Below are 17,261 nucleotides of genomic sequence, written 5' to 3' on the forward strand. Positions count from 1 at the left end.
GAATGTGGGGGCCGGAAGGTCGACGACGGCCGATGTGTGGCGGTCGATCTGGGCGAGTTTGTCGTTGGCGCCGGCCAGGCTGATTCGGAGTCTGTCGGCCAGGATGCCGCTCATCGAGGACAGGTCCCGGCCCTCCTCGATGAGCGGTGGCCAGCAGATGCGCAACCGCCCCGACCGGGGCGGTACCGGCCGGTCGGGGCCGGCGCGTCTCCAGATTGACGTCGGTGAAGGTCCCGCTGGTGTTGGTGTCATGATCCGTTCCAGGAGCCGACGGCTAGCGACCACTTACAGTCCCTCGTCGAACTGGTATCGGGCGTCCAGTGCGGACCGGTCGCCGACAAAATAGTTCATGACGAGGTCATCGGCGACCTGGACCAGCACGTCGCGTCCCTCGACCTCGGATGCCCAATCCATCGGCAGCCCAGACACACCATGGGCGGCGCCGATCAGGTTCCCGGCGACCGCACCCGTGGAATCAGAATCACCGGAGTGGTTCACCGACAACAGCAGCGCGCCGCGCGTATCGCCGGTCCGGGCCGCGTACAGAGCGCAGTACACCGCGATAGCCAGACACTCCTCAGCGATCCACCCCGCGCCGACCTGCTCGACCTTTTCAGCGGTCGCCACACCCTCGGACAGTTCGACAGCTCGAGTCAGTGCCGCCACTATTTCCGCACCTGCCGGGAATGCCGCGAGCTGAGTAATGGTCTGCTGCAACGCAATCGGCAGTTCGACACCGCTCACCATGCGATCGACCAGTGCCGCGAACGCACCCGCTGCGAGATATCCCGTGGGATGCCCATGGGTCAGCTGCGCACCCCGCGCGGCCGTGGTGAATGCGAGGTCAGGCCCGACACCGGCCAATCCGAACGGCGCCGACCGCATCACCGTGCCGCATCCCTTCGACCCCGGATTCACCGGACCGGCTGCGCCGAACGGCCCCGGCGCGAGATATCCCCGCGCCTGCTGACCCAGCCCGGACATGCACGCATTCCCCGGCGCACGCGCCGCATACAGAAACGGCAGACCTGCCAGCCAGCCATCGATTCGAGGGCCGGGACCGGCCTGTCGCTGAGTCTGCAACCAGCGCAGATACGCCCGCCGCAGCGCAGGCACCGGGTCAGCGCCCAGCACCGACCGCAACAACCCCTCCGCGGTAAACAGCGTCATCTGAGTGTCATCGGTAATCTGCTGCGGCGCACCCTCGTCGTACTGCGGTAGAAATCCCGTCACACCTTCGGGCCCATACCGCTCGCGAATCTGCCTCAGCTGCAGGAATTCGATAGGCCACCCGAGCGCATCACCGACCGCCCCACCCAGCAGAGAACCCCGGACCCGGTCGAAGACCATCATGTAATCCACCACGAGACACCATCATTACGCATCCGGCCTATACGGGCCCACCACCTCAGCCGCAACCACAGTCGCATCGACGGTGCAGGCACGCGCGTGCCCCCTCCCCTGGCCACGCGGGCATATGCGCACCTTGCCCCTGCAGTTCGAGCAGCCGCATACCGACAACGTCACCTCCCAAGCCTCCAGCAGCACTTTGAATGAATCTCCTGGTATGTCGAGAGACTTCATTCCTCGAGGAAGGTTGGAGTCCATGTCAGGTTCGCTGAAGAGGTATCCGCCGGAGTTGCGTGAGCGGGCGGTGCGGATGGTCGGCGAGGTCCGCGACGATTAGGAGTCGGAGTGGGCGGCGATCTCGTCGGTGGCAGGCAAGCTCGGGATCGGATCGGCTGGAGACGGTGCGAGCCTGGATCAGCAAGGGGGCAGGTCGATGCCGGGCAGCGGCCCGGCGTGACGCCTGACACCGCCGAGGAGCTGCGGCGGCTGCGCGCTGAGAACCGAGAACTTAAGCGTGCCAACGAGATTATGCAATCGGCATCGTTTTTTTCGCGGCGTCGCTCGACCGCCACAACAAGTGGTCGTCGACTTCGCCGAGCCAGCCCAAGCCGACGCCGAAAAGGCGTCCGCGGCGATGGCGCACCGCACCATCGCACCGCGATATACCTCGTAGGGGTATATCGTCAAGGGAATACCGGAGCGACGGTAACCAGCCGGATCGCGGAAAATGCCGAACGCCGCGCTCACCGGCGACGACGGTGAGCGCGGCGTCCACAGCTACCCACGCTGAATATTTGTCACCGGCGGTGGTTGTACCGGCGGTGGTCCGGTCTACAGCGAGGCTAGTCGCGGCACCAGCTCCGCGACCCGTTCGGTGTACTCGACCGGATCCCGGTCCGGCATCACATCGAACAGCGTGATCCCCAGCGCCGCATACCGTTCCGCGTCCTTCACGAACGCGTCCGGATCGTCGAGGACGGACCCGACGTAGAGGGCGGTCTTGCGGATGGCGTCGTAGTCGCGGCCCTCGGCCTCGCAGTGCGAACGCAGCACGTCGAGCTTGTGGGCCACCTCGTCGACACTGGATGCGAACAGGTTGCAGGCATCGCCGTAGCGCGCCACCAGCAGCAACGTCTTGCGCTCTCCGCTACCGCCGATGAGGATCGGCGGCCGCGGCCGGGTCAGCGGCGCGGGCATGCACAGCGTCTCGGCCAGCTGGTAGTGCCTACCCCGGTACGGGCCGTTGTCGTGGCTCCACATCTGCAGGCAGATCTGCAGCGTCTCCTCCAACCGCTCGAACCGCTCGGCCACCGGCACCACCGGCACGCCGAGACCGATCTGCTCGCGTTCGTACCAGGACGCGCCGATGCCCAGCTGTGCACGCCCGCCGGACAACACGTCAAGGGTGGTCACGATCTTGGCAAGCAGCCCCGGATGCCGGTACATCACACCGGTCACCAGCACAGCCAGCCGCATCCGCGCGGTCTGGCCCGCCACATACCCCAGGGCGGTGTACGCCTCGAGCATCGGCTCGTCGGCGGTGCCCCGGAGCTCCATCTGGAAGTAGTGGTCCATCACGCTGAATTCGACGAACCCGGCCTGTTCCGCGATCCGCGCGCACGCCCCCAGCGTGACCGCGATCCGCGCCGGATCCGCCGGAGTCGAGAAGTTCCAATAGTGCAGACTCAGCTCCATGACGCCTCTTTTCTCCGTATCGAACGGCTGACAGCGGGCGTAACCTTCGGCTCCCTACCTTATCCCTCGGGCCGGTTCCCACCGCCGGACCGGCATCAAGCACCGGGCTCCAGTCCGGGTCGAGTCCGTTTGGCAGCGGGTGAAATCGGTTGTCCGGCTAGTGGTGTCGGGATTCTGGCGCGGTGGGGGTGGCCCGGCCCCGGTGGGTCGCGCCAGCCGGTGAACGGGTGCGTCCGCGCCGGGCGCGCTGCCGGGTTCGACGGCGCCGGATACCCCGCCGGAACAAAGCTAGCCCCAATCGCGGCGCCGCATCCCGCGTTCCGGACCCTGGAAATCCTCACAACCCGTGTGCGTGGCTGAGCCCGTGCTCCGTGCCGTGCGGGGCGAGACGGTATTCCGCAGGGTTTCGACATCTGCGAATGTGTCACGCTGTTGGGCGGGGCCGGGCGCGCCGATGCGGACGGTGGAGAGGGGGTGCGCGGCGGTGTGCTCGATGGTGTGGGGGTGACCGGTTGCGGTGTAGACGGTGGCGCGGGTGAGGCGAGCACGATGGCAATGCTGCACGTAGGCCTCATCGCCGTTGACGTCGAGCTTTCGACTTCAAGCTCAGAACGTGTCTGAGTGAGCATCCGGAAACTCGGTGGATCTGATGCCGGTGGTCGGGAACCGACCGTGGCGGTCGTGTCGGGCTGCGGATGGCAAGGTTAGAAGCGGGTGTCGAATTCACTTGTAGCCAAAGTGATTTCATGTCTGGCGTGGCGCACCCTGAACATGAAGAACTCCTGGTAGTCAGCGGTTGTCGAAGACCGGAGATCGCCAGGAGTTCGTGTGCCAGTATTGCCTACCTGCCTGTGTTCGTCATGCCCGTCCCACAGCGACGAGTCGCCCACTCAGGTCCAGCCGTGCCCGGCATACCCGTCTTCCTGCAGCGATGAGCAGTGGGCACTGCTCGAGCCGTTGCTCCCGCCGGCGGGCAACACCGGCGGCAAGGGCGGACGCGCAGAGAAACATCCCCGCCGCCTCGTCCTGGACGCCATGTTCTACGTGGTGCGCGGCGGGATCGCCTGGCGGGCGCTGCCCAACGACTTACCGCCCCCAACAACGGTGTACGACGCCTTCCGTCGATGGACGAAAGCCGGTGTGTGGCAACAGATCAACGACATACTGCGCGACCGGGTTCGGATCCGCGCGGGCCGCAAATCCACACCGACGGCGGCGATCATCGACTCCCAATCGGTGCGCGGCGCCGACACCGTGCCCACCCGATCGCGTGGATGGGACAACGGCAAGAAGGTCGGCGATCGTTATCTCGAGCCATTCGCGGTCATGGACTGCTGACCGGGCCCTGTTCGTCAGGGACAATGTCGCCAACGAACAGGTGACAAGGCGGAGATGGTTGGTCAGCAGGGCTCGTCGAAGATCTCGGCCGGGTCATCGTCATCCCCGCCTGCGGCTGGCGGCCCTGCGCCGTCGCCGGGCTGGTGCCCTGGCCCGGGCTCGCCCCCGGCCTCCGGGTTCCCGCCGCCGGGCAGCGGTCCCGGGTAGGCCCCGCGGACTGCGGGCAGCGCGGCCAGCCGGACTGCCATCCTGCGCTCGCGGCGCCCTGCGACGATGCCCTGGTCCCAGCGGGCCAGCAGCTCCTCCAGCGCGCGGGGCTGGTCAGGCCAGCCGTCGCCTGCGGGCTGCGATCCTGCGGGCGTGCAGGGCAGCCTCGGCGCTGAACGGCGTGCCCTGCCCGGCTGCGTGCTGTCGTCGACTGTGGCCATCGTGGCCCCTCCCCGCACGCCACGGCGCGCACACCGCCCATGCCCGCGATGTCATGCGGTCCAGAGGAGGTCCAGAGGCTGCGCCGCGCTGCGCTATCGGGTCGTAGAGATACCGGCCGCGGCCATCCATCGGTCGATGGCCTGCATGCCCTCGGGCGCCATGGCGCAGGTCACATGCTCGCCGCAGTGTAGAACGTCGACCGTGCTGTTCACGCCTCTGGCCGCCCATTCGGCGGAGAGTTTCTCGACGCCGCTGATCGGTATGAATTCGTCCTCCGCGCCGTGCCAGAAGAAAATCGGGATGTTCGGTGTCAATTGTCCTGGCGTGGTGTCCTGGAAGATCCGGTCGGCGAGATCGGTTTTGTAGAGCGAGCCGTCGGTAAGGGCAGTCAGTTTTATGGGTACGACGCCCGCCGCCATAGCCACATATACACAAGAATTCCTGAATTGCCTGGCCAGCTCGGCGCCGATCGGGTTCAGCTGCTGTAGCCCGCCGGGGGTGGCACGCGCCAGGCCGAGCGCGCCGAACAGATAGAAGCCACTGGCGCCGAATTTTCCGTCCATCGGCGGCCGCAGCTGGTCCAGGTCGGTCGGCGCGCCGCCGGGCGCGGCGCCGATCAGATGCAGGTCCGGTGCGTAGGTCGGCGCGAGTTGCGCCGCCCACACCGTGGCGATCCCGCCGCCGCTGTAGCCCAGCAACGCAACCGGGCCCGACAGATTCGCAGCCGGCAGACGCAGTGCCGCGCGAATTCCGTCCAGGACGGCGCGCCCCTCGGTCGGGCCGTGTGCGTAGGCCATCCGCGGGCCCTCGTAATTGCTGATCACCAGGGCGTATCCACGGCTCAGCAGGGTTGGGCCGACCGGAGGAATCTCGGTGAAGTCGCCGTGGGTCATCTGATAGGACGGATTACACCTCGTGCCGAGACCGTCGATCGCGAAGTTGTTGGCGATGATCCCACCGTTCCAGCGCGCCGGCTTCAGCACGGTGACGATGGTGGCAGACGGGGAGCCGTCGCCCGCGGTGGTCTTGTACCACGCCTGCCACGCCCGGACGTCGCCGCCACCGCCACCGCCACCGGGAAGCGGGACACTGATATCGGCATTGATCGGACGAGACGAAAGAATGGTGCCGTTCGGCATCGCATTCGTCACAGGGAATTTCTGATCGAGATAGGGGTCTCCGGTCGGATCGGGCAGAAACTGTGCCTCATCGATCTCGGTATGCGCTGGACCGGCCAGGTCGTTGTCCGCGATCGCGGGGATGTTCACCGAGAAAAGTATCGCTGCCACTACGGTCGCGAGTATACCGGCTCGTGATATCGGACGCATGCTCGATTGGTACCTCCACGGTGCAGCCCGACGCGACCGGTGAGCCGTCTGCAGTCGAACCTGCCGGGCTTCGACGAGTCGTTTCAAACAATGAAAGAAATCAAAATCAGTGGAATCCATATCTATGGAAACGGTACGCCGGAACAATTGAGGGGCTATCCGACAGACAGTCGATCGGGCAACAAAACTGATCGGTACTGTCTGATTTCTCACATCATCGATCGAATTGAATAACGGTGGAATGCGGGAGGTTCTCTTCGGTCGAGGTGAGGCAAAGCACAGCGGCGCAGGGACTGATCGCACCCACATCATGCCGGGCGAGCGGTGATTGTCGATCGGGCCACATCGGACATGGTCCGCGCTCAACGGCGGTGTCGGCGGCTGGGCCCCACTCGCGAATTCTCGACTACACCAGGGTTATCCCATAGGACCCTCGAACCTGCGTGCTCCCCACCACCTCCCGCAACGGGCGACGGACAGCCGAGAGCACATACCTTCTTCTGATGCGTCCTCATCACCGCCGCGACGGTGAGCGTCACAGGCAACGCCACCCATGCGGTCCTGCACGCGCCCGCCCTGCCGGCGATCGCAGCTGCGGTGCCCATCGTGCCGCCGGTCGCCCTGCTCGCCGCGGTGCACGGCGTCGCCGTCCTTGTCCACGCGCACTTCACCGCGAGCCTCACCCGCGCAATCGCCACCGTCATGACCCTGCTGATCGCGGCCGCCGCCTTCAAGCTGTCGTTCACTGCCCTGCGCGCACTGGCTCTGCTCGCTGGAGTCCCCGACAGCGAAGCATGGCTGTGGCCACTGATCATCGAAGGCTCGATGACCCAAGCCACCGTGGCGTTGCTCGCGCTCGCCCACTCGCAGGGCCGTGCACAAAAGCCCGCACAGCCCGGTTCCGACGAGTGCATCGACGCCGCCGACACGGACGCCGCAACCATCCACCTCGGAGAGGATGAAGCCGAACTCGGCATAGCCGATCACCCCGTCGTCGGCCTGCCCTACCGCGATCTCGTCATGGCCGCCGCCCACTGATCACAACCTGAAGAGATCTTCCCGACCGCGCCATCTTGGTCGATGGCCTGGACGCGCAACCGCGCTACCTCATGCAACACAACCTGGGCTACCAGGTGCACGACGTTCATAGACCGCATCGTCCGCACCGGCACGGCCGCGCCGATATCGGCTGGCCGACTGGCTCATGTGTGCGGCATCGGGTTGGCAGCCTGCGATAAGAGAGGTTGGCCGGCGGGGTGGCATCCTGCCGCCGCTCGAACGACTCTCTCGAGGTGGTCAGCGATAGGCATACCTCTGACTGTGTTCGAACTTGTTGGGTGGGATGTGATGTGCCTCAATAGTTCATCTGGGTTGGTTGCTATTTGGTCTCTAGATAGCGAAAGGTGCGCTGTCTCAACGAGAATCGGAGTTGCTGAGACAACGATTCCGACGAGGACAGGCGCACCAATCAGATGCAGGCTACCGCAGAATGGTCCCGTAACCTCGCCGTGGAGGTCCGCGGCGACGACGTCGTGTCCCACGCCGGATGCGTGCTGACCCGCATGCTTGCCGACAACACCGGACTGACCAGTGAGTTGTCGGAAGTGTTGAATCGCGACGGCCTGGTGCACGATCGCGGGGCGATGCTGCGGGATATGTCGGTGGCCGTCGCTGACGGCGCCGAACACCTCAGCGATATCCGCGCCCTGTCCGACCAGCAACGCTTGTTCGGCCCCCTCGCGGCACCGGTCACGTACTGGCGGGCCCTCGGCGAGATCAGCGACACCGAGTTGAAGCGAATCACGGTGGTGCGTAACAAAACCCGCGCCAAAGTGTGGGACCTCATCGTCGCCCGCCACGGCGCGATCCCACCGATCCGCACCGCCTACGGCGACATCGATGGCGTGATCGGAATCCGCATCGACGCCTCGATCACCATCAGCCACTCCGATAAACAAGACGCGGCCGGCACCTTCAAACACACCTACGGCCACCACTCGCTGACCTCCTGGTGCGACAACACCGGCGACAACCTGGTCTTGAAACCCAGACCCGGGAACGCGGGCAGTAATACCGCCGCCGACCACATCGAAGTCATCGACGACTCGGTCGCCGCCATCCCTCACAAGCACCGCAAACACCTGCTGTTCACCATCGACGGCGCTGGCTTGTCCCACGAGGTCATCGACCACCTCACCGCGTTGAACCAGCGTGAAGACCTGGTCGTGGAGTACTCGGTCGGGTTCGACTTCGACGCCCGCGTCCGATCCGCGCTGGCGCTGCTGCCCGAAACGGCATGGGAGGCCGCGTTGAAACCGGGCGGCGATCCCCGCGATGACGCCCAGGTCGCCGAACTCACCGGACTGCTGCGCGAAGACCCCGGCGGTGACTGGTTGAAAGGCTGGCCGAAAGACATGCGGGTGCTGGTGCGGCGGGAGAAGATCGAATCCGGTACCCAGTTGACGCTATTCGAACAGCACAACGGCTACCGGTATCAGCCGTTCGCGACCAACACCAAAGGTGGTGTGCCCCAACGCCTCGAGGCCCGTCACAGAGTTCACGCCAGGGTGGAAGGGTTCATCCGCTGTGCCAAAGCGACCGGTTTCGCGAAATGGCCGTCGGCCTCCGCGGCGATCAACGCCGGCTGGCTGACCGCGGTCGCGATCGCGGTCGACCTGCTGGCCTGGACCCGGCTGCTACTCCTCGACGGACTACTCGCAGCAGCGGAACCGAAAACCCTGCGCTACCACCTGCCCCACACCGCCGCCCGACTCGTGCGACACGCCCGCAAAACCATCATCCGCATCCCCGAAACCTGGCCAGGGGCAACACAACTCGCTAACGCGTTCACCAGGGTGAAAGCCATCACCTGACCACCAGAACCTGACCCAGCAACCCCAGGAAGGAGCAGGAGAACACCCACCCGGAACCGTGGAAACCGGGCGTCACCGCAGGCGACACGCGGCGACCCCGGCCGTCCCCACACCCGCCGAAGCGGCCATCGCCGCCCGGCGAACACCAACCCGCACCCCCACGAAAAATCGAGGTGTGTGCTCCGGCCTCGACTGTGGTTTATCCCGTATATTCGCTTCAATGACACGTTCCGTGTCGATACCGCTTAACGTCGCGACGGCACAACAGTTGGTTTGGAAGGTGGCAGCGAGCGTGGCAGGTACCCAGGCGAAGATCGATGAACTGGTCAAGATCCTGACGATCGCTGCGGAACCGGCAGGTGAGGCCGGTGTCGCCAAGCGGGAGAAGAAGGACGTTCCGAGCGTTCGCCAGCGTGTGGACATGCTGCTCGACCGCGGGACGTTCATCGAGACCGGTGCGTTGGCTCGTCAGCCCGGCCAACCGGATGCTCTCTACGGTGACGGGCTGGTCACCGGTCGCGGGCTGATCGGGGGCCGTCCGGTGGTGGTGATCGCCCACGATCAGACCGTGTACGGCGGGTCGGTCGGTATCACGTCCGCCCGCAAGTTCATGCGGGCGCTGCAATTCGCGTTCGACAACGCGTGCCCGGTGGTGACGATCAATGATTCCGGCGGTGCGCGTATCCAGGACGCGGTGGGTTCGATCGCTTCGTTCGGTGATATTTCCCGGGTGTTGGAGAAACTGTCCGGGTATGTGCCGCAGGTGTCGATCATTCTCGGCAAGTGCGCCGCAGGTTCGGTGTACGGGCCGATCAACACCGACGTGCTCATCGGCACCAGGGATTCCTACATGTTTGTCACTGGGCCGGAGGTGATCAAAGCCGTCAACGGTGAGGACATCACCGCCGAGGAGCTCGGTGGCGCCGAGGTACAGGCCAAACGCGGCACCCTGCATCACGTGGCCGACACCGAGCAGCAAGCCTACGACTGGGCCCGCAACTACCTGAGCTACATGCCGACGAGCTGTCTCGAGCAGCCGCCGATCGTGAACCCCGGTCTGGAGCCGGAGATCACTGCTGCCGATCGGGAGCTCGATACGATCATCCCGGATTCCGATCGCGCCGGTTATGACATGCATGAGATCCTGCTACGAATCTTTGACGACGGTGAATTTCACGAGATCCGCGCCGCGTTCGCCCCGAATCTGATCACCGGGTTTGCCCGGGTCGACGGATATCCGGTCGGTGTGATCGCCAACCAGCCGTTGGTGTTGGGTGGTTCCATCGACGCCGCCTGCTCGGACAAGTCGACCTACTTCATCCGGCTATGCGACGCGTTCAATATCCCGCTGGTGTTCGTCGCCGACACCCCGGGCGTGCTGCCGGGCCTCGAGCAGGAAGCCAATGGTGTGATCATCCGCGGCGGCCGGGTCCCGCGCGCGATCATCGAGGCGACGGTCCCGATCATCAACCTGGTCGTGCGCAAGTCCTACGGTGGCGCCTACGGCATGATGGCAGCCCGGCAGGTGGGTGCCGATATCAGTTTCGCCTGGCCGACGGCCCGGATCGCGGTGATCGGCGCCGACAGCGCGGTCGACCTCATCGGCAAGCGGCAATTGGCGGCGGTGCCGGAGGAGCATCGGGCAGCGGCGCGCGAGTTCATGATCAACCAGTACAACGAGACGATCGCCACCCCGTGGATCGCCGCCGAACGCGGCTACATCGACGCGGTCATCGAACCGGCGCACACCCGTCTGGAGATCCGGCGCGCACTGCGCCTGTTGCGCGACAAGCCGCCGGTCAAGCCGGAGTTCAACCCGCGCAAACACCCGGTGTACCCGATGTGATCTTCCCGAACCGCTCATCCGTCCTGCCAGTGACAGCATGATCCATCGTGGCCATGAAGTCCGGGTCGAACGACCACCCACGCCCGGTGCGCGGCAGGAGCACCGCCCACCCCTTCCGCAACGCCTCGATCACCTTCTCCGAATACACAGGAGGAAGCGGTTTCCGTTGCGTTCAACAGGTTTCGGGCCCAGCGCCGCGCGTAACCGCGGGCGGGCGTGGTCACGGTGCCCGCCGCTAAGCATGCACAACTCGGTGGCGGGGCAGCCGGATTCCCAGGCAGGGGTTGTACGGGATCAGCGTGGAAGGGGCCGTTCAGCCACCGCCGCATTCAAACCCTAGGCCGCGGCCCAGCAACTCGGCCACGTCAACGACTCCATCACCAAACGCCACTACATCGACCAACCCACCGAAGCGACCGACTTCACTGCGGCCTTGGGAAGCCTCGCGGGCTGAAAACGTATCGTTTCCGTGTCGTTCGACCCCTGAAACGGATAAAACCAGGGTCGAACTGATGCGTTCGCCCTGGTCACAGCTCCCCCATCTGGACTCGAACCAGAAACCTGCCGACTAGCAGAACTGCGGGCTATCACAGGCGACCCAAGACAATCCAGAACTACGTCAAAGTCATTGTTGCCCAATGCGATACACGCACGACGAACTGTCTTGAGCAACCTAGGACAACTGCACGCAACCGCGACGACTGCCCACATAGTGGAGACTTCCTGGCGAGTAGTTCGATTCCGTTGAGGCACGCGGAGCCCGTCACCACACTGCCAGGCACGGGCGAGTTACCCGATCCGGGAAAACTGAGCCTTGGTCACCGCGGTGGCGATGGTGTGGTGATGCTCCATTGTCGTCAGATGTGTCGTCGGCCGTGCTCGTCAGCAGCCGAGACGGTATTGACCGCGGATGCGGAGATTCTTGTCGGTGGAGCGGTTTTGAGGTTGTCACTCTCGATGCTTGTCGTTTGCCACCGTTGTGGGACCACCTTGCTGCTAGGTGACTGGTGTTGAACGGGCATGTTCCGGTGGTGACGAGGTCTGGCCGGTGCGCGCTCTTCAGCTGGCCGGTGTGGGGGCGTGTGTCGGTGGCCGACCGAATCCGGGTGTGTCCGTCGATGTTCGGGGTGTCCTGGTCGGTCATGACGGCTTGGTGAATGGGTATCAGACGCTGGCGGTGGTCCAGCCGCCGGTGGTGTGGCTGATCCCGAGGACGGCGAGGCGGGCGAGGTTGACTGCGGCAGCGAGAAGACCGAAATCGGCGCCGATCTTGACTTGCCCGCGGATGCGGGCGCGGCGTCCGCCGTGGCGGCGGCGCATCAGGTGGCCGATCTTGCGTTCCACCTTGGGCCGGGTCGAGCGGTACTCGGCCCTCCAGACCCGGTCATGCTGACGCTCACGGCCGGTGACCAGGTATTTCTCGAAAGCGCCGACCTTGATCGTGCGGCCACCGGCCGCACTGGTGCACTGGGCCCGCAGCGGGCACTCGGTGCAGGCGACACCGAAACAGGCAGTACCGGTGGCACGCCCAGTACGGGCGCCGATCGCCGCGGTGACCCCGGCCGGGCACCTCACCGTCCGCGCGTCCAGGTCGATGATGAAGCGATCCTTGGGGAAATGGCCCTTCACCGACGGCGAGGGCTGCACCTTGATCCAGTTACCAATCCCGTTGTCGTCCAACCCGTTTCAGCAACCCACCTGCCCCGTAGGCGGCATCACCGAACACCGACCCGACCCGGCTTCGGCTTCGGCTTCGCGAGGTGGACGCCGACGGCGACGTTCATCGATCTGCAGATCGCCCCGAGTTCTACGTGCTCGCCCGGCAGCCAGCTACCCTGACAATGCAATTGGGCGATTCCCACGAAGCGACAGCCACCGGCACGCAGGGACCCAGCAGTCCACCGCCTATCACTCGCAGCGCATCCACAACGAGCTCCATCACTCGCGATGGCCGCAGCACCGCGGCGCCGGATGACCGAAGTGGCCGAACTGCGGGAAGCCATCGCCAGTACTGCCCCCGTTGCCTGCAATGAGTTCGACAGGAGCCAGTACCTCGACTGGCGAGGTACTGGCCAACGCAGCCGAGCTCAGCGGCGTCGATGCCCGAGGGGCCGAAGCAATTCGCGACGGATCGCATGCGATCTACCGTCTCGCAGAAAACATCGTCGCCAGGATCGGGCGGCCGATTCACGGCGACGTGTGACAAGGCAACCTTGTGGTGCCGCCATCGGGCGGAAGTCCGCAGCAGAAGACATCCACGACCCCATTCCACCCACGCGAGCAGTCGGCTTCATCGAAGCAGACGATGTACTCCTCACTCACCCTTGGCAATTCACGCAGTCGCCAGCGTTCGATCGCCGTTGCCGCGGCAGCCTCGTGTCCGGTAGCGTCGATCTCCATGAGTGATGGGGGGATTCCAGCCTCTGGACAGCACCTCTCGGTGGTTCCCGAGAAGGTGCGTGAAGTCGGCAAGTACGTCTACGAACTGGCCGAGACGCTACGCACCGCCTTGGATTCTGCTGCTAAGGACGTCGATACGCTGGCCAACGGAACGTGGACTGGCGACTTGGCAACCAAATTCGCCGACGGCTGGACCGACGTCCGAGACGGCGGCGGTCAGATCATCGCCGCACTTTCGGAAATGGCCGAGAAACTTGGCGTCACCGCCGATACTTACCAAGCTCGCGACGAAAACAAGGCCTCCGGGCTGAATACCTCCAGTTTGGACCTACCGTGAGTTCAGAATTTCAGGTTGATCTTGACCATCTCGACGAGATCGTGGCAAGGCTAACGGGGCTGGCCGGCTTCATCTCCGAGCACCTTGACGAGATAGACGACAAGGTAGCCACACTCACAAATACTGGCTGGGAAAGTGTTGCTGCCCAAGCTTATTCCGATGCACACCGTGAATGGGCTACGGGTGCAAGGGAATTCACCGAGGGCATCCAGGACATGAGTGACGCCGCCCGCAAAGCTCACACAAGCTACAGCCGGGCGATCGAAGTGAATCTAAAGATGCTCAAAGGGGGGTGAGCAGTGCTTGTCAACTGGGAAACCTACTACGACGCAGCCAAGAAATGCCATGACCTCGCCGCCGAGTTGCACCGCGCCGACAAGCCGGTACACGATCAGGGCTCCGGCGTTGTCGGTCTGCAAGCCGGTGAGCTGCGGTAATTAGCTGTGCGACACGCCGTTTCGGATGCGAGGCGGACACGGGTGGCTCGAGGAGGATGAAGGTTCCTTAGGCCAGAATCTTCCCCGGAGTCGCCCGTGTCCGTCTGTTCAGTATCCCTTGTCGAGCCCGTTGTGGAGGTGTTGGATCGACGGCGCGTCGAACCGGAAACCCACACGGTCGCACCGTGTTTGCTGGAGGTGCTGAAGACGGTTCCCGACCCGCGTGATCCCCGTGGAATCCGGTACCCGTTGGTGGGGTTGCTGGCGATCATGATCCTGGCCACGGCGGCGGGGATGCAGTCGGTGGCCGGGTTCGCCACCTGGGTGCGTACCGCGCCACCGGAAGTGTTGGCAGAACTGGGCATCCGAGTGCGTCGCCCGAGCGAGAAGACGTTGCGAACCCTCATCGCCAGACTCGACGCCGCGGATCTGGATCGCCGGTTGGGTGACTATTTCGCCGCCGTGGCCGCTGCCGCGGACTCCGGCGGACTGATGGCGGTGGCCCTGGATGGCAAAACCGTGCGCGGGGCGCGCCTGGGCGGGGGCCGCGCACCGCACCTGGTGTCGATCTTCGCCCACCACGCGCGATTGGTCCTCGGCCAGCTGGCAGTCGCCGCGAAGTCCAACGAAATCCCCACGGTGCGAAAGCTTCTGAAGGCAATGAACCGGACCGGGCTCATCGCCACGATCGATGCGATGCACACGCAGGTCGCCACGGCGAAACTGATCTGCGGGCAGCTCAAGTCGCACTATTTGATGACGGTGAAGGCGAATCAGCCCAAGCTGTTGGCTCGCATTATCGCCCAGCCGTGGGCCGAGGTCCCCATCGCCCACCGTGACGCCGACGCCAAGCCATCGCACGGCAGGATCGAGACCCGCACCATGAAGGTGCTGAGCGTGCCGCGCGGGATCGGGTTTCCCTACGCCCGCCAGATCATGCAGATCACCCGCGAACGCGTCCAGGTCACCACCGGGAAACTGACGGTCGAGACCGTATACGCCATCTGCAGTGTCACCTTCGAGCAAGCCAAACCCCGACAGTTAGCCGAATGGTTGCGAAACCATTGGGGAATCGAGAATGCGATCCACTGGGTCCGTGATGTGACCTACGACGAAGACCGCAGCACCCTGCGGACCGGCACCGCTCCGCAAGTCGCCGCGACGCTCCGAAACACGGCGATAAGCCTTCACCGCATCGATGGTGCCGCCAACATCGCCGAGGCCTGCCGGACGACAGCCTTCTCACCGAACAGAGGCCTCCACCTGCTGACGAACACCCAAAACCCTTGGTCGCAGGCTAGTTAGGCGACAACGCCGGAGCCCTGGGTACACGATGCTGTCAAGGGTGAGTGCGCAGGCATGGCTGGTGACGCTCCCGGATGTAAACAGTGGGGCGAAACCTACGACCGTGTCGCGCAGGAAACAATGCAAACGTGCACGCATCTGGCCGACGCGCTCACCAACTTCGGGAATGTGCTCTACGCCAGCGGCTACAACTACGGGATAGCCAACGAAAGCAACCCGGCACCGCAGGTGCCGACTATCCAGCAGGTCTTGGAGTACAAGGTCACCATCCCGACCTCGGTTCACGACAACGGCAATGGTGTCAAACACAACGGCGGTGTGGAAGAGTTCTTCAGCGAACTTGTCGCCAAGATCGTCAGCACCTTCGAAAAGCTCGCCAATGGTGATGTCGACAAGCTTTCGAAGGCCGCCGCCACGTGGAAGACCTTCGCCGACAATGAAACAATCACCGGCGCGAGCGCCAAGATCTCCGCGATCTCAGCCTTATTCGATGGCATGGACGAGGCTCAGAATCGGCAACTGATCCAAGATAGCTTCGGCACCCTCAAAGCCGGAGCCGATAGCCTTGTCGCATCCTCCCTCAATGTCGCCGCACCTGTTGCGGATTACCACAGTTCGATGAACGAGGTCGGCGACGCGATCAAATCATTTATGACGGGATTCGCGTGGGCGGTCGGACTACTTGTCGCCGGGGCCGCCCTGGGTGCCCTGTTCAGCTTCGGAGGCTCCATCGCAGTCGCCGGCGTCGGCGTCGGCGACGCCGCTACCGACACCATCACCGCGATCCGCGGTCTCTACACCACCAGGCGGCTATTCCAGATCCTCAAGATCACCCTGGCTGTCAGCGTCACCGTCGGCGTAATCGACGCCTTCGACAAAGTCCCCAGCCTGAGCGATGGCATCCAGGCCTTGGCGACCATCATCGCCATGAAGGTCTACGTCGATAGCGACGAGGCGGTCGCTGGAGGTACTGACCGGCCCACGAAGGTTCCCAAATCGGGCGGCTCCGGCAAGGAGAACGCCACCGATGCGCCGAGCTGGGCTAAAGGCAGGCCGCCCTACGTTGGCGAAAGCGGCAAAGCGTACGCGCGCCGACTGCTGGATGAGCACTACGGACCTGGGAACTGGGAAGGCACCGGACCCGGTAGTGAGTTCAGTAAGATCAAGAAATACGGCGACCGCGCCTGGCAAAATCCGAACTAGAGAATAGATGATGGAGTGCTGATGCGCGATATCTTCGTGCTGGACCATTGGTACGAATTAGACAATGGTGCCGAAATCGTCAGAACATTAGGCATGTATTCAACCGAGTCGAAAGCTGAACAGGCTGCGGAGCACATGAAGGACCTGCCGGGCTTTCGCGATCGCCCTGACAGTTTTCATATCGAACGATATACAATAGGAAAAGATCACTGGACAGAGGGATTCTTCACCTCGGGCACATGAAAACCAAGGAGATTCGATGGTTTCAGTCTTTCTACTCGAACATGTTTATCGAGCCGGCGATGACACAGACGAACGCAAGCGCGTCGGCATATACGCGTCGAAAGAAGACGCCCAGAATGCTATCGACCGACTTCGAGTTCAGCCGGGATTCTCCGACTATCCCGATAGTTTCGTCATTCAAGGCTATGAGATAGACAGGAACTATTGGACGGAAGGTTACGAAGATAGCGACGAAGTTCAGTAACCTCGCTCCAAGAGTTGACGCCGTCCCTGATAAAGGCGACCCCTGGCGGTGCAGCCAGATGGTGCCACGGACCGCACCAGTACGAGGACACCCGCATTCGTCGCCCCGCCTCAGGCGAACCAACAATCAACAATGAGGAGGCCACCACTTCCCGCATCAATGTGCAGCTGAAGCGGATTGTTCTCAACGGACACTGGGAGAAGCGCGGCGGCAGGCGGGTCATTTTGTCGGAG

Annotated in this window: 17 protein-coding genes and 1 pseudogene; 12 read left to right on the forward strand and 6 right to left on the reverse strand. The window is 64.0% G+C overall.

Annotated features, from left to right (window positions below):
• Positions 1-285 precede the first annotated feature (285 nt).
• Positions 286-1,365, reverse strand: coding sequence for an ADP-ribosylglycohydrolase family protein (locus tag ACV7NQ_RS06735; RefSeq protein WP_463358829.1), 1,080 nt, complete (start codon positions 1,363-1,365; stop codon positions 286-288).
• A gap of 241 nt (positions 1,366-1,606) precedes the next feature.
• Between ACV7NQ_RS06735 and ACV7NQ_RS06740 the strand changes: the two are divergent.
• Positions 1,607-1,942, forward strand: a pseudogene (locus ACV7NQ_RS06740) (transposase); the annotation flags it as partial.
• 239 nt (positions 1,943-2,181) lie between these two features.
• Here ACV7NQ_RS06740 and ACV7NQ_RS06745 read toward each other — a convergent pair.
• Together ACV7NQ_RS06745 and ACV7NQ_RS06750 are read right to left on the reverse strand one after the other, a co-directional pair.
• A complete protein-coding gene (locus ACV7NQ_RS06745; protein ID WP_463358830.1) occupies positions 2,182-3,045 on the reverse strand; it encodes an LLM class F420-dependent oxidoreductase in 864 nt (287 codons plus the stop codon).
• Positions 3,046-3,333: 288 nt separating this feature from the next.
• Positions 3,334-3,609, reverse strand: coding sequence for a hypothetical protein (locus ACV7NQ_RS06750; RefSeq protein WP_463358831.1), 276 nt, complete (start codon positions 3,607-3,609; stop codon positions 3,334-3,336).
• Between the two features lie 264 nt (positions 3,610-3,873).
• Between ACV7NQ_RS06750 and ACV7NQ_RS06755 the strand changes: the two genes are divergently transcribed.
• Positions 3,874-4,383 (forward strand): transposase, encoded by a 510-nt coding sequence (locus tag ACV7NQ_RS06755; RefSeq protein ID WP_463358832.1) that lies wholly within the window; start codon positions 3,874-3,876, stop codon positions 4,381-4,383.
• Between the two features lie 62 nt (positions 4,384-4,445).
• Here the strand turns inward: ACV7NQ_RS06755 and ACV7NQ_RS06760 are convergent, their stop codons facing one another.
• The gene (locus tag ACV7NQ_RS06760; protein ID WP_463358833.1) at positions 4,446-4,811 is read right to left on the reverse strand and encodes a hypothetical protein; all 366 of its coding nucleotides are present in this window, start codon (positions 4,809-4,811) and stop codon (positions 4,446-4,448) included.
• Positions 4,812-4,904: 93 nt separating this feature from the next.
• Positions 4,905-6,080, reverse strand: coding sequence for a lipase family protein (locus ACV7NQ_RS06765; RefSeq protein WP_463358834.1), 1,176 nt, complete (start codon positions 6,078-6,080; stop codon positions 4,905-4,907).
• Between the two features lie 588 nt (positions 6,081-6,668).
• Between ACV7NQ_RS06765 and ACV7NQ_RS06770 the strand changes: the two genes are divergently transcribed.
• From ACV7NQ_RS06770 to ACV7NQ_RS06780, 3 genes are all read left to right on the forward strand, one after another.
• On the forward strand, positions 6,669-7,178 hold the full coding sequence (locus tag ACV7NQ_RS06770) for a DUF2637 domain-containing protein (RefSeq protein ID WP_463358835.1): 510 nt from the start codon (positions 6,669-6,671) through the stop codon (positions 7,176-7,178).
• A gap of 434 nt (positions 7,179-7,612) precedes the next feature.
• Complete coding sequence (locus tag ACV7NQ_RS06775; protein ID WP_463358836.1) at positions 7,613-9,013, forward strand: IS1380 family transposase; 1,401 nt, start codon at positions 7,613-7,615, stop codon at positions 9,011-9,013.
• A 292-nt stretch (positions 9,014-9,305) separates the two neighbouring features.
• Positions 9,306-10,859 carry an acyl-CoA carboxylase subunit beta gene (locus ACV7NQ_RS06780; RefSeq protein ID WP_463358837.1) on the forward strand — a complete coding sequence of 518 codons (1,554 nt, stop codon included), beginning with the start codon at positions 9,306-9,308 and terminating at the stop codon, positions 10,857-10,859.
• 1,164 nt (positions 10,860-12,023) lie between these two features.
• On the opposite strand, the gene ACV7NQ_RS06785 is transcribed toward ACV7NQ_RS06780, so the two are convergent.
• A complete protein-coding gene (locus ACV7NQ_RS06785; protein ID WP_463358838.1) occupies positions 12,024-12,539 on the reverse strand; it encodes a transposase in 516 nt (171 codons plus the stop codon).
• Positions 12,540-13,164: 625 nt separating this feature from the next.
• Between ACV7NQ_RS06785 and ACV7NQ_RS06790 the strand changes: the two genes are divergently transcribed.
• The 7 genes from ACV7NQ_RS06790 to ACV7NQ_RS06820 all read left to right on the forward strand — a co-directional run bounded on the left by ACV7NQ_RS06790 (position 13,165) and on the right by ACV7NQ_RS06820 (position 17,028).
• Positions 13,165-13,596 carry an ESX-1 secretion-associated protein gene (locus tag ACV7NQ_RS06790; protein ID WP_463358839.1) on the forward strand — a complete coding sequence of 144 codons (432 nt, stop codon included), beginning with the start codon at positions 13,165-13,167 and terminating at the stop codon, positions 13,594-13,596.
• Positions 13,593-13,892 (forward strand): WXG100 family type VII secretion target, encoded by a 300-nt coding sequence (locus tag ACV7NQ_RS06795; RefSeq protein WP_463358840.1) that lies wholly within the window; start codon positions 13,593-13,595, stop codon positions 13,890-13,892. The genes ACV7NQ_RS06790 and ACV7NQ_RS06795 overlap by 4 nt, the downstream gene beginning before the upstream one ends.
• Positions 13,893-13,895: 3 nt before the next feature.
• Positions 13,896-14,033, forward strand: coding sequence for a hypothetical protein (locus ACV7NQ_RS06800; protein ID WP_463358841.1), 138 nt, complete (start codon positions 13,896-13,898; stop codon positions 14,031-14,033).
• Positions 14,034-14,129: 96 nt separating this feature from the next.
• Positions 14,130-15,338 (forward strand): ISAs1 family transposase, encoded by a 1,209-nt coding sequence (locus ACV7NQ_RS06805; RefSeq protein WP_463358437.1) that lies wholly within the window; start codon positions 14,130-14,132, stop codon positions 15,336-15,338.
• Positions 15,339-15,392: 54 nt separating this feature from the next.
• Positions 15,393-16,541, forward strand: coding sequence for a hypothetical protein (locus tag ACV7NQ_RS06810; RefSeq protein ID WP_463358842.1), 1,149 nt, complete (start codon positions 15,393-15,395; stop codon positions 16,539-16,541).
• Positions 16,542-16,562: 21 nt separating this feature from the next.
• Entirely contained in the window at positions 16,563-16,784 is a 222-nt protein-coding gene (locus ACV7NQ_RS06815) for a DUF7336 domain-containing protein (protein ID WP_379062694.1), read from the forward strand.
• 16 nt (positions 16,785-16,800) lie between these two features.
• Positions 16,801-17,028, forward strand: a complete 228-nt coding sequence (locus ACV7NQ_RS06820) for a DUF7336 domain-containing protein (RefSeq protein WP_463358843.1) — start codon at positions 16,801-16,803, stop codon at positions 17,026-17,028.
• Positions 17,029-17,261 lie beyond the last annotated feature (233 nt).

The sequence above is a fragment of the Nocardia sp. Tas62D01 genome (assembly GCF_055232035.1).

What these genes read in the sequence shown, in the direction of transcription:
- ACV7NQ_RS06745 (WP_463358830.1), bottom strand. Translation starts at nt 3,045, where the DNA reads ATGGAGCTGAGTCTGCACTATTGGAACTTCTCGACTCCGGCGGATCCG.
- ACV7NQ_RS06760 (WP_463358833.1), bottom strand. Translation starts at nt 4,811, where the DNA reads ATGGCCACAGTCGACGACAGCACGCAGCCGGGCAGGGCACGCCGTTCA.
- ACV7NQ_RS06775 (WP_463358836.1), top strand. Translation starts at nt 7,613, where the DNA reads ATGCAGGCTACCGCAGAATGGTCCCGTAACCTCGCCGTGGAGGTCCGC.
- ACV7NQ_RS06790 (WP_463358839.1), top strand. Translation starts at nt 13,165, where the DNA reads ATGTACTCCTCACTCACCCTTGGCAATTCACGCAGTCGCCAGCGTTCG.
- ACV7NQ_RS06810 (WP_463358842.1), top strand. Translation starts at nt 15,393, where the DNA reads ATGGCTGGTGACGCTCCCGGATGTAAACAGTGGGGCGAAACCTACGAC.
- ACV7NQ_RS06815 (WP_379062694.1), top strand. Translation starts at nt 16,563, where the DNA reads ATGCGCGATATCTTCGTGCTGGACCATTGGTACGAATTAGACAATGGT.
- ACV7NQ_RS06820 (WP_463358843.1), top strand. Translation starts at nt 16,801, where the DNA reads ATGGTTTCAGTCTTTCTACTCGAACATGTTTATCGAGCCGGCGATGAC.